The organism is Mycobacterium innocens (genome assembly GCF_900566055.1).
GTDB lineage: Bacteria > Actinomycetota > Actinomycetes > Mycobacteriales > Mycobacteriaceae > Mycobacterium > Mycobacterium innocens.
Window position 1 is genome coordinate 15172 of the sequence record NZ_UPHQ01000140.1, and the last position, 11488, is coordinate 26659.

At 67.8% G+C, this 11488-nt stretch carries 10 protein-coding genes; 5 read left to right on the top strand and 5 right to left on the bottom strand.

What is annotated here, in order from left to right; translation table 11 throughout:
* Positions 1-74 precede the first annotated feature (74 nt).
* Positions 75-932: a DoxX family protein gene (locus tag EET03_RS14855; RefSeq protein ID WP_075542941.1), complete on the top strand. Its 858-nt coding sequence runs from the start codon at positions 75-77 to the stop codon at positions 930-932.
* Here the strand turns inward: EET03_RS14855 and EET03_RS14860 are convergent.
* The 3 genes from EET03_RS14860 to EET03_RS14870 are packed head-to-tail and all read right to left on the bottom strand — an operon-like array spanning position 901 to position 4918.
* The gene (locus tag EET03_RS14860; protein WP_244232371.1) at positions 901-1446 is read right to left on the bottom strand and encodes a gluconokinase; all 546 of its coding nucleotides are present in this window, start codon (positions 1444-1446) and stop codon (positions 901-903) included. The genes EET03_RS14855 and EET03_RS14860 overlap by 32 nt on opposite strands.
* A complete protein-coding gene (locus tag EET03_RS14865) occupies positions 1425-3410 on the bottom strand; it encodes a DUF7064 domain-containing protein (RefSeq protein WP_075542943.1) in 1986 nt (661 codons plus the stop codon). Before EET03_RS14865 ends, EET03_RS14860 begins: the two co-directional genes overlap by 22 nt.
* Positions 3411-3412: 2 nt before the next feature.
* Complete coding sequence (locus EET03_RS14870) at positions 3413-4918, bottom strand: carboxylesterase/lipase family protein (protein WP_075542944.1); 1506 nt, start codon at positions 4916-4918, stop codon at positions 3413-3415.
* Between the two features lie 78 nt (positions 4919-4996).
* Between EET03_RS14870 and EET03_RS14875 the strand changes: the two genes are divergently transcribed.
* The 4 genes from EET03_RS14875 to merB all read left to right on the top strand — a co-directional run bounded on the left by EET03_RS14875 (position 4997) and on the right by merB (position 7282).
* Positions 4997-5698, top strand: a complete 702-nt coding sequence (locus EET03_RS14875; protein ID WP_122508784.1) for a hypothetical protein — start codon at positions 4997-4999, stop codon at positions 5696-5698.
* A 226-nt stretch (positions 5699-5924) separates the two neighbouring features.
* Entirely contained in the window at positions 5925-6344 is a 420-nt protein-coding gene (locus EET03_RS14880; protein WP_075542946.1) for a heavy metal-responsive transcriptional regulator, read from the top strand.
* Positions 6345-6350: 6 nt separating this feature from the next.
* The gene (locus EET03_RS14885; protein ID WP_063472777.1) at positions 6351-6623 is read left to right on the top strand and encodes a hypothetical protein; all 273 of its coding nucleotides are present in this window, start codon (positions 6351-6353) and stop codon (positions 6621-6623) included.
* Positions 6623-7282 carry an alkylmercury lyase family protein gene (gene merB, locus EET03_RS14890; protein WP_063472778.1) on the top strand — a complete coding sequence of 220 codons (660 nt, stop codon included), beginning with the start codon at positions 6623-6625 and terminating at the stop codon, positions 7280-7282. Before EET03_RS14885 ends, merB begins: the two co-directional genes overlap by 1 nt.
* Before the next feature lie 81 nt (positions 7283-7363).
* On the opposite strand, the gene EET03_RS14895 is transcribed toward merB, so the two are convergent.
* Both EET03_RS14895 and EET03_RS14900 read right to left on the bottom strand, forming a co-directional pair.
* Positions 7364-8722, bottom strand: a complete 1359-nt coding sequence (locus EET03_RS14895) for an HNH endonuclease signature motif containing protein (RefSeq protein ID WP_075542947.1) — start codon at positions 8720-8722, stop codon at positions 7364-7366.
* A gap of 75 nt (positions 8723-8797) precedes the next feature.
* Positions 8798-11422, bottom strand: coding sequence for a sugar epimerase family protein (locus EET03_RS14900; RefSeq protein WP_075542948.1), 2625 nt, complete (start codon positions 11420-11422; stop codon positions 8798-8800).
* Positions 11423-11488 lie beyond the last annotated feature (66 nt).

An 11488-nucleotide genomic window follows, 5' to 3' on the forward strand; every position in this document is an offset into this window, starting at 1 on the left:
GGTTGCGGGCCGCTTGGGGCTCCGGCGACGGCCTGGCCGGTTTGCCGGAACCCGGACCGGGGAATACCCCGCCCATGTTGATTCGCAGAATCGCCCGACCCATGCTGTCAGCGGCGTTCATCGGCCAGGGGGTGGAGTCGCTGCTCAACCCGAAGCCCGCGGCGGAAGCCGCCCAGCCCACCGTGAGCGGATTGCGGACGCTGCCGGATCCCGTCGGCAGCAGCATTCCGTCCAATGCCGAGACGTTCGCTCAGATCAACGCGGCCGTCCAGATCGGGGGTGGCGTGCTGCTGGCCACCGGCCGACTGCCGCGGCTCGCCTCGGCGGCGCTGGCGCTGACCGTGATACCCGGCAACCTTGGCACCCATATGTTTTGGAGCGAACCCGATCCGGCGGTCAAGGCGCAGAAGCGACGCGAATTCCTGACCGACCTGAGCCTGCTGGGCGGGCTGATCATCGCCTCGGCGGACACCGCGGGCAAGCCGTCGTTGGCGTGGCGCGGCCGGCGCGCGGCGAGCCGCCTCTCCGAGGCGGTCTCCTCGACGCTGCCAGGATCAGACGACACCGTACTGGGCACTGAGCTAGGAGATCTCGGGGACAAGATTGTGCACGGCCTGAAGGCCGGAGCCGAGCGTGGCCGGGAGCTGGCCGAGACAGCCGCCGAAAAAGGCGCGCCCTACGCCGAAGCCGCCTTGGAACGCGGCCGCCATCTGGCCGGTACCGCGGCCGAAAAAGGGGCGCCGCTGGCCGAGGCGGCGCGCGCCAAGGGCGAAAAGCTGGCCAGCAAGGCACGGCTACGCCGCCTGGAACTCGCCGAGACGGTGCGTCACCAGGGTTCCCATCTCGCCGACACAGCGGTGACCCGCGGCAGCAATCTGGCCGACACCGCACGCGAGCAGGTCAAACGCCAGGGTAAGCGCCGCCGCAGCTAGCCAGGAAGCTCTCGACGATCGCATCGACGTCGTGACTCAGATCCACGACGACACCCGGCTCGTCGCCGGCGAGTGGCTCCAGCGTGTCCAGCTGCGATCGCAGCAGCGCAGCCGGCATGAAGTGCTCGGTTCGGCCGGCCAGCCGCCGGCCGATCAGTTCCGCGGAGCCGCTCAGATGCAGAAATTGCAGCTGCGGGCAATGCGCTCGCAATTGATCGCGGTAGGTCCGTTTGAGCGCCGAACGGCTGGCCACGCCGCCGTCGCGGTGGGCGGCCAGCCACTCCCCCACCCGTCGCAGCCATGGGTAGCGATCGTCGTCGTCGAGGGCTTGGCCGGCGGCCATCTTGGCGATGTTCGCCGGTGGATGCAGCGTGTCGGCATCCAGGAACGGCATCCCCAGCCGCCGGGCGAGGGCTGCGCCCACCGTCGACTTGCCGGACCCTGAAACACCCATCACCACAATGGGACAACGCATCGGCGCGGGCGCCGTGGTCACGCCTGGTTGCGATTCCATTCCAGCCAGCCGACACCGCTGCGGCCGTCGGCGGTGCTGACAGCGACCCAGGCGCGCGGGAATTGGCTTACCCGCCCGTCGACGGCCGCCAGCCGCACCGGTGCGTGCGCGTGTACCTCGACGTCCGCGGTGAGCTCACCGCGATCAAGGCTTAGTGTTGCGCGCAGCGGTAAACCGTTGGGGCCGAAGCTATCCTGGATGTCCACCGCCTGCAGCTCGGTGAGCTGTCCGTGAGCGTCTTGAACGTAGCCGACACTGAAGGCCGGGGCGCCCGGGATTTGGATTCGGACACCGTGCAGGTGGGTGCCGTCGTCGAGGTGCACGGCACTCCACATCCAGTCCATGCTCCACCAATCACGCACGCCCCAGGAGTGGTCGCGTTGCCCGGGAACGGAGTCGAAGCGGTAGCCCCTCCCATCGACGGTGACGGTTCCCGAGACGGTGCAAGGTATTTCGTAGCGCGGCGTCACGCGATACCGATAGGGGCGGCCGTCGGTGGTCCAGACCAGGCGCATGGTTAGCTCGACCGGATCTCCGGGCTCCCCGCGCAACAACGCCGCGGGGTCGGCGTATGCCTGACCGCGCGCGTGCAGGTCGACGCGATACGTCTGCAGCGGTGCGCTGACGGCGTGCCCCAGCTCGATGGCGTCGGTGCGCACCACCCACGGGTCGTCGGGCAGCGGGACGTCGACGTCGACGACGGCCACGGTCGGTATGTCGGGTCCGCACAGCAGCGCGTGCACCCACGCAGTCTGCTGGTTGGCTATCCGGCCCAGCCGGAACCAGCCGCCCAATCCCTGTGGCGTGTCGACGAAGTCGGCGTACCAGCTCTCGCTCCACAGCGGTTCGTCGGTCGGTGCGTGGGCGAGTTCGTCGTCGTCCGAAGGCCGCAGCGGCTCGGGTCGCTCAACGGCCGGCAGCGTCGCCAACGCGTCAGTGTCCAGCACGTGGTCGCAATGGCGTTGCAGCATCGTCATGAACAACCGGTCACCCCGCTCGGTGCGCTCCACCAGCATCGACGAGACGATTGCCATCATGACGCCGAAAAAGCTCTGCCCGCGGACACCTTCGGCGACCTCTGTCAGGCTGATCGGCGGCTCGGGCCCCAGCGCTTGGTGATAAGTCCGCAGCAGGTCGTCGTAGTGGGTCCGGCGGTCTTGCGTCGGTAGCGCACAGCCCAGGAAGTACGCCAGATCGGTCATCGCCGGACCCCAGGAGACGGTCTGCCAGTCGACCACCGTCAACGCCCGGTCGGCTCCGGCTTCGCCGAAAAGCAGGTTGTCCAAACGGTAGTCGCCATGTACGAGCCCCTGGATTGCGCCTTGAGCGGCATGTTGGTAGCCGTCGAAAGCGGCCACCAGCCGGTCGCACACTTCCCGGCATCGGGGTGCGATCTGGTCGCCGTAACGCTCGACGAAGCCGGCGTAGAGCGACGCGATCATCGCCTGATTCAGGGGTGCGTCACGGTGGAGCCACGGCGCGTCGGCCAGCGTCGCGTCGCCGAGCAGCGGCCCGTGCAGCCGTCCCAGCTCCCTGACCGCAAGCCGGGCTTGTTCCATTGTGGCGCCGGCGATTTCGTCGCCGACGACAGCCGGCCCGGCGTCACCGAGCAGCAGGTCGAATGCGCCGGTCGAGACGTCGACCGCCGCGTGGTAACAGGGGGCGACCGGCCCGTCGAGGCGTGGCGCGATGTCGCGGTAGAACCGAACCTCACGCTGGTAGAGACCCAACGTCCGGCCGGTCTGCCGGCTCATCGGATCGGTCGCCGCGACCTTGAGGACTACCGACCGCGGGCCGGCGGCCGCGGCGTAGGCGAGCACGACGCGGTAGCACTCGCTCATCTGGCCGGTGCCGATGCGCTCGACGGTGAAATCGGTGACCGTGCCGGCACCGATCGCCGCCGTCAGCCACGGCGCGGTGAGATCGTCCGGTCGTTCGATGACGCGCTCGTGGTCGGGGTCCATGGTCACTGCACCAGCGAAAAGCCGTCCCAGACCACCCGGCGGTGCTGGTGCGGATCGAACTCGACGCGACACTTCCGGTCGATCACCAGCACGGCTCGCTCGGTGTGCGTATAGGCCGGCCAGTCGTCGCCCGGCACACCGGTCTGGCTGAAAGACCGCCAGCGCCTTATGACTTCGTCGCTCACCCGCAGTGCATGTCCCCGGTCGGCGGCAGCGGTCAGCAACGCACCGAACGTGGTCCGGTAGATGTCGAAGACGGCGAGCAGTTCGGTCGCATGCGTAGCCCCGAGCCCGGACCAGCGCAGGGTCCGCGGGGCGTAGTCATAGCGGTAAAGATAGGTAGGGGCGTGCGCGCCGTGCGCCTCGGCGATCTGCCAGGCGGCCGCGTTGAACGCGAAATCCCCGCCAAGTTGGATGCATGCCGACGGCTTGGGGTAATCCGGGTAGGCCGCGGTAATACGTTCCCGGGTAGCCGGTTCCGCGTCGGCCAGGAGTTCGTCGATCATCGCCTTGTTGGTCGGCAGCATCTTGAGGAAGCGGGTGAACAACCGGCCCTCTTCGGCGTTGGTGCCCACGATGAGCGGCACCCGGTGCGATTGCCCGGACCGCATCGCCTCGACGGGATCGACGGGCAGGCAGTCGTCGCCGAAGGTGGGGCCGATCGGGAAGGCGCCCAACCGTTTCTGCATGCCTTGCTCGATCAGTCGGTGCTGGGTTTGGACCAGTTGAGTCGGGGTCGCCCGGATGAGCGCGCTGGCGGCATCGCGCGGGCGTGCGCCCAGCAGATCGGCGAAGCGTGCCGCGAACTCAACGGCCAGCTCGCGGGGACGCACCATGCCCGCCGCCGGACTTTCCGAAATCGCCTGCGCGAAAAGGCTTTTTGCGGCCGGCACCGCCAGCAGTGTGGCGGTGATGTGAGCGCCGGCGCTTTCCCCGAAAATGGTGACGTTGTCGGGGTCACCACCGAACTGGGCAATGTTGTCTCGGACCCACTGCAGCGCCAGCACCAAATCGCGCAGGTACAGGTTGCCGTCGATGGTGATGTCGGCCGTCGACAGCGACGACAGGTCCAGACAGCCCAGCGCACCCAACCGGTAGTTGACCGACACGTAGACGCAGCCACGCCGGGCCAGCGCGGCGCCGTCGTACAGCGGGGTGGCCGAGCTGCCCAGGATGTAGCCGCCGCCGTGAATGAAGACCATCACCGGCAGCGGTTCGGTTGCGGGGGCTTCGGGCGTGACGACGTTGAGGGTCAGGCAGTCCTCGCTCATCGGCTGGTACTTGCCGACGCCGAGCATCGTGTACCGACGCTGCTGGGGCGCGCAGTTGGTGAACCCGTGGCAGTGCCGCACACCGGACCAGGGCTGCGCCGGCCGCGGCGCCCGGAATCGCAACGGCCCCACCGGCGGCCTGGCGTAGGGGATGGATCGCCAGCGGTTCACGCCGTCGCGAGTGAAGCCCTCGACGATGCCGGTGACCGTGCGTGCGCGGACGGTGCGCTCGTGCATAACCCGACGTTAGCGGATTCGCAGGGCACACCGGATGGGCAGCACCCTTAGCCACGCCGAGGCCGCTAGCCTGAATCGATGCGGATCGCCATGCTGGTCGCAGTGCCATTGCTGGTCGCCGGGTGCTCGCACGACATCGGCGGCCGGCCGGGGCAATCGCCGACCAGCACGCCCTCATCGGCGGGGGCGGCGGCGTCGTCGCTGACGAGCAAACCGACGCCCGGGTCGGCCCCACCGACGGCCGCTTCCGCCGCACCGGCGGCCGGCGCCCCGATCTCGGCCGTCGTCACCTGGATCGAAGCAGGCCGGCCCGCCGACCCCACGCGCTATCACAAGGTGAGCCGCGACGGTGTCATCACCGAGCTGGGCGACGACATCGCGTTTGCCGCCCAGTCCGGCAAAGCGTCGTGTCTGACCGACTCCAAACACACCGGCAGCGCGCTGGTCTGCCTGGTCAGCCTGACCAATCCCCCGCCCGCTCCCGCCACCGCCTACGGCGAATGGAAGGCCGGCTGGGTTGACTTCGACGGGGTGAAGCTGCAGGTCGGAGCGTCCCGCGGCGACCCCGGGCCGTTCGTCACCGGCAACGGACCCGAGTTGGCGGACGGGGACTCATTGTCCTTCGGCGACTACCGTTGCCGCGCCGGTCAAGCCGGGCTGCTCTGCGTGAACTATGCCCACCAGTCCGCGGTGCGGCTCAGCGCCGGCGGCGTCGAGCCGTTCGGTTGCCTGCGACCGGTGCCGCCGCCCGACGGGGTGGGAATGGCGTTCAGCTGCTGAGGTACTCCACTGCCGGGATGCCTCCAGGTCTGCCAGCGCGCCCTGCGCGGCATATCCGTAGCTCACAGCGGTTCTGGGTCGCGCCGCTACGATGCCGCTATGAACGCGGTACAGACCCGATTGACCGTCGGCCGCCCGGTGGTACCGCGGGGATCTTCTTCCATGACCATCGGCATGCCGGCGTCGGCTTGACTAGGTAGTTGAGTACAAGGTTCATGCTTGAGAGGTGAGAACCAGCGAGGTCGCCAGGCAGGCGCAGGTCAACGTTCAAACGCTGCGCTACTACGAATGCCGCGGTTTGCTGCCCGAACCCCGGCGGACCCCATCGGGTTACCGGGCCTACACGCCTGACGCGGTGCGGGTGGTGCGGTTCGTCAAGCGTGCACAGCGGCTTGGATTCACCCTCGATGACATCAAGGATCTGTTGTCTCTGGCCGAGGGCGGTCTCAACTCGTGCGACGAGGCGAGGGCGATGGCCCGCACCCGGCTCGCCGAGCTGCAGCAGCGCATCGAGCAACTCGCGGCTATGCGCGATGCGCTCGGCCGACTGACCGCGACCTGTGATCGGCACCCCTCCGAACCGGATTGCCCGATCTTGCATGACATCGAAACAGCTGCCGCTACAACGTCAACCGCTGCGGGCTGAACCATTATGCGAATTGAACTGCTCACCTCTCCGGGATGCCCCCACGCCGCCGCCGCCAGGGCGACGATCACCGAATGCCTGGCATCGTTGGGCATCGACATGCCGATAATCGACCGTGTCGGTAGCTATCACTCACCGACGGTCCTGGTCGACGGGGTTGACGTGATGCGTCCCGAGGCCGGACCACCTATCGGCAATGCGTGCAGACTCGACTTGCCCACGCCGTCGCGGGTTTTCGACGCATTGCGGGCCCATGCGCCCACGACAACGGAATCTTGATGGCCGACCAGTTCGCGAATGCACCCGAGTCGCCGGCCACCGCCGCCCAGCAGCTCCCGCCGACAATCCGGGAACTACACCGAGCTGTACTGCGCCGCTTCCTCGACCACGGCCGATGTCACCGTGACGATTTACGCAAGACAGCCAATGCGCTGGGCGTCGAACTCGACGACGCGTTGTACCGACTGGAATCCGACGACCTGGTGCACACCGCGGCTGACGGACACATCGAGGTCGCCTACCCCTTCTCGGGCAGGCCCACAACGCATATCGTCCATCTGACCGGGCACCCTCCGGTCGCAGCGATGTGCGCCATCGACGCGCTGGGTATCCCGCTGATGAGCGGAAGCGACGGCGTCATATACTCCGCCGATCCCGTCAGCCAAACGCGGATACAGATTCAACGCCACGGTAGCGACTGGATATGGCAACCCGCCTCCGCCGTCGTAGTGATCAGCCGAACCGATTGCTGCGGAACCCTGGCCAACACTGCATGCGAGTCGATTACATTCCACACCACCGCGCAAGACGCGCAAGCACATCTCGACAGCCATCCCGAGCTTCGTGGTGTCATCCTCGGCCAGGCCGACGCGATCGCCGTCGCCGCCAGCGTATTCGGATCCCTGCTCGCAGCTGACCAAACCACTTCGCCCGACTAGCCGGTACCCGCAAGTCGATGCGGCTGAAGGGCGTGGACGCGAACAACCTGCTGGGCGCCATGCGGATTGGGGCCACCCACCCTAGAATCCGTCGTCGGCATCGTCGGTGAGCAACTTCTCGGGATGGTGGAAGCTATTGGTTCGCGGCTGCCCGTGGTCGAGATGTGGTGGCGGAATCCATTCGGTGTCGCCGTGGCTGTTTTTTCGGGTGATCCAGCCTTTGTCGAGGAGTTTGTGGTCGGGCCCGCAGGCGAAGGTGAGGTCGTCGATGTCGGTACGACGGGTGCCGGCCCACTCCCGGACATGATGGACCTCGCATCGATAACCCGGCACGTCGCAGCCCGGGGCCGAGCACCCACGATCCTTGGTGTACAAGACAATTCGTTGCCCAGGCGAGGCCAGGCGTTTGGTGTGATACAGAGCCAGGGCTTTACCTTCGTCGAAGATCGCGAGGTAATGATTCGCGTGGCGGGCTAGGCGGATCACATCCGACATGGGCAGCAGGGTGCCACCGCCGGTGAGTGCCTTGCCGGCGGCGGCTTCGAGCTCTTTGAGCGTGGTGGACACGACAATGGACGCCGGTAACCCGTTGTGCTGCCCCAGGTTTCCCGATGCCAACAACCCGCGCAGTGCGGCGTTGAGGCCATCGTGGTTGCGCTGGCTTTCCGAGCGGATGTCGCGCTGCGCCACGTCTTGGGGCGGCGGTCCGTCGACCACCGGACTCTCGTCCGCCGGGTTGCACATGCCAGGAGCGGCCAGCTTGGCCAGCACGGCATCCAGCCCGGCCCGCGCTTCCGGGGTCAGCCAACCACTGAGCCGCGACATCCCATCCAACCCCTGCTTGCCCAAGGTCAATCCGCGGCGGCGGGCCCGGTCCTCATCGGTGAAGGTGCCATCGGGATTGAGGCAGTCCATCAGCCGCTGCGCCAGCTTCGTCAACTGGTCGGGGCGAAACCGGGTGGCCAGCCGGGCCAGATGGGCTTCGGCTTTCTCCCGAGTCTCGATGTCCACCTCTACCGGTAGGTGACGAACGAAGTCGCGGATCACCCGCACATGCGCCTCGCCGAGGTGCCCGGCGCGCTGAGCGGCAGCAGTCGCGCTCAATTGCGGCGCCAACGGCTCGCCGGTCAGGGCGCGGCGCTCACCGAGCTCGGTGGCCTCGCCCACCCGCCGGCTGGCCTCAGCACGCGTGATCCGCAACCGGCTGGCCAACGCCGAAGGCAGCCTGCCGCCCAACTCCTCCTCGCTGGACTGCTCGGCGATCTGATTGATCAGGGCATGTTCGATGCTCGGCAGCTGGCGCCGAACCGTTTCGCAACGCTCCAGCAGGGCCATGCGTTCAGGGGTGGTCAAGGCGTCAAAGGACAGGTCCTGCAGCCGTGACACAGCCGTCTGCAGCGCGTCGAACGACGCGACGACCGACTCCCGATCCGAACGCATGTTCGAATGCTATCGCAAAGCACCGACAAAGTCCCCGGCCCCGGGACTCCTGAAACCACAGTGACGCAAGTGATTTCAGTCGCTCGCCGAGTCCCCGGAAGCCAGCTCGAGCACGTGAATCTCCCCCGTGGCGCCGTCGACCTCGATGAGCGCACCGGGCTGCAGGAATCGCGTCGCACCCTGGACGTCGACCACACACGGGAAGCCGAACTCACGGGCCACCACGGCCGCGTGGGACATCGGGCCGCCGAGCTCGGTGACCACCGCCGCGGCGTAGCAGAAGGCGGCGGTATAGCCGACGTCGGTGACCTCGGCGACCAAAATCTCGCCTGGCTGTAGGTCATCGATGGTTTCCGGACGCACGATCCGCACCCGGCCGCGGACCCGGCCACCGCAGACGCCGACTCCGCGCAACGTGTCCCCGGCCCCCAACGCAGCCGACGACCCGGTCGATGGCTCCCAAGTCCCGCTGAACACGGTAGGCGGAACGACGGCAGTCAGCCTGCGTTGTTCGGCCCGGCGCCGGGCCACCAGCTCGGCGGCATCGCCGGGCAGCGCGTCGAGCTCATCGACCAGCAGATAGAACACGTCGTCGGTGGTTTCGACGACACCGGCCGCGACCAGCCGGCGCCCGTACTCACGCAGCAGATCGCGCAGCACCCAGATCGCGCGGACCATCCTGTCGCGACGGACTTCCCGATCCCGTAGCTGACGCGCAGCCAGCAGCGCAACCGGCTTGGCCCGCAACGGGATTACCGGATGCTGGGGCTCCGGTGCGGGCGGGGCGCTCAGCGCCTTGGCCACCATCCGGACCAGCAGTTCCGGATTGTCGGCGTAGCTGGTCGACAGCATCTCGACCTCAGCCGGACCGCGATGGCCGATCAACGAAAGCTCTTGCAGCACCAAGGCGTAGAACTGCGGCGCCGCCACCGCCAGCTTGCCCAGGCACTCCCCCGGCTCCGCCAGCACACGCATCACGTCGGGATCGCGCCGCGCGGCACTCACCAGCCGCTGCACGGCTTCCACCGGACGCGCGCTGACCAATTGCGGCCCCGCCGCCGGTGCGGTGTCCCGGCCGCATAAGGCACGCAACAACACGTTGAAGGCGGCACACAGCATGAACGACCCGGATGCCAAGACCCAGCCGTGAACCACGTGGTCTCGTGCCAGCAGGATCAGGCTCAGCAGCCGGCGATCGTCCAGCTGCGCGATGTCGCGGGTCAGATGCTCCAGCCGGTCGACGTCGTCAAGGTAATCGCTGGTATCCAGTGGCGAGCCTGCGCTCAACCCGACCAGGTTGACGCCGAATACCCCGATGTTGCGGATGGTGCGCAAAAGTCTGCGGGCTCGCCGCGATTCCGACGGCGGCCGCTCCTCCCCGAAGATGGGCAGCGACGCCATACTGGGGCCGAAGAACCCGCTGTTGCTGACGATCATGGCCGGCTTGGCGAACGGCACGGTCTCGGCCATGAAGTGCGCCGAGGTGATGGCCCCGTACAGTCGGTGGGCAAAGACCGCCACCGTTCGCATCGCGATTTCCCGCTGAATCACCCCACCGGGCCGCAGCCGTTCGGCGATTCCCACCCCACCGGCGCGCAGTCCGCGTACGGTGACCGACGCCGACGACGGCGAAAACGGACCAGGCAGCGCCTCGGACAAATTCGTCGCCAGGAACGTCGGGAAACGGGGATCGATCGGGGTGTCGAACTCGCCGTTGACCCCTTGGGGCCCAGCCAATCTGGGAACCACACCGTCCTCTGCCGGAGCATCGACGGCCGGGAGGTCCTGGATCGTGGCCAGCCGCCAGGGCAGCGACACCACCCGCCTGCCCACGCAGACCCGGCCGCGCACCGCCAAGACGAAATCTTGGACGGCCTCCTCGGCGGTCCACGCCGGTCGGAATCCCCAGTCGTCGTGCAGCCGAGACGTGTCCATCATCGGAACGCCTTGCAGCAGTTCGAGTTCGGCGAAGGGCGAGACAGGCTGCAGCGCCCCGGAGGCAAACGGCAGAATGGGGCGGCCCAGTGTGGCGGCGATCTGGCGAAAAGTCGGCTGACCCGGCGCGGCCAGGTTCACCGCACCACTGTCGGTACCCAGGATGGCCCGGACCAGCAGGCGCAGCACGTCGTCGACGTGGACCACCTGCACGACGGAATCGGCCGACCCGTCGGGGAATACCGGCAAGGCCCATACCCGGCGCACCCAATTGTCGACGCTGCGGCCGACGATCAGTGCCGAGCGCACGGCGACCCATTGGGCTCCGGAGTCCGCCAGCATCTGCTCAACCCGGGCTTTGTGCCGGCCCTCCATGGAACTCGGTGCGACTTCAGTGTTTTCAGCGGCAGGTGGTTCCCCAGCCCGGTAGACGTGGGCGGAGCTAGGGAAGACGATGCGTCCGGTTCCGGACGTGCTCATCGCTTCCACGATGTTGCGCGTGCCGTCGATATTGACCAGGTGGCTGAGGTGGCTGTCCGGCCCGGGGCTTCTGGCCCAGGCGCAGTGCGCGACGACGTCGACGCCGGTGATCGCGCGTCTGACCGCGGCCGCATCCCGGATGTCCGCCGTAACGAAATCGGCCGCACTGGGCCAGCTCTCGGGTCGATGGCGGGCGATGCCGACAACCTGGTGGCCTTGGCTGAGCAGTCTGGCGACGAGGCCCCGGCCGAGTACTCCGCTGGCCCCGGTGACCGCAACTCTCACAGTGCTCGCCCGGTCATGCGCACCGCTTCTCCTCATCGCTTCGTCCCCCGCAAGCGGGCGGTACCC

Coding starts and splice junctions, on each gene's coding strand:
- EET03_RS14865 (WP_075542943.1), bottom strand. CDS start 3,410: ATGGACCCCGACCACGAGCGCGTCATCGAACGACCGGACGATCTCACC.
- EET03_RS14875 (WP_122508784.1), top strand. CDS start 4,997: ATGCGGATCGCCATGCTGGTCGCAGTGCCATTGCTGGTCGCCGGGTGC.
- EET03_RS14885 (WP_063472777.1), top strand. CDS start 6,351: ATGCGAATTGAACTGCTCACCTCTCCGGGATGCCCCCACGCCGCCGCC.
- EET03_RS14860 (WP_244232371.1), bottom strand. CDS start 1,446: ATGGAATCGCAACCAGGCGTGACCACGGCGCCCGCGCCGATGCGTTGT.
- EET03_RS14870 (WP_075542944.1), bottom strand. CDS start 4,918: ATGCACGAGCGCACCGTCCGCGCACGCACGGTCACCGGCATCGTCGAG.
- EET03_RS14895 (WP_075542947.1), bottom strand. CDS start 8,722: ATGCGTTCGGATCGGGAGTCGGTCGTCGCGTCGTTCGACGCGCTGCAG.
- EET03_RS14855 (WP_075542941.1), top strand. CDS start 75: ATGTTGATTCGCAGAATCGCCCGACCCATGCTGTCAGCGGCGTTCATC.
- merB (WP_063472778.1), top strand. CDS start 6,623: ATGGCCGACCAGTTCGCGAATGCACCCGAGTCGCCGGCCACCGCCGCC.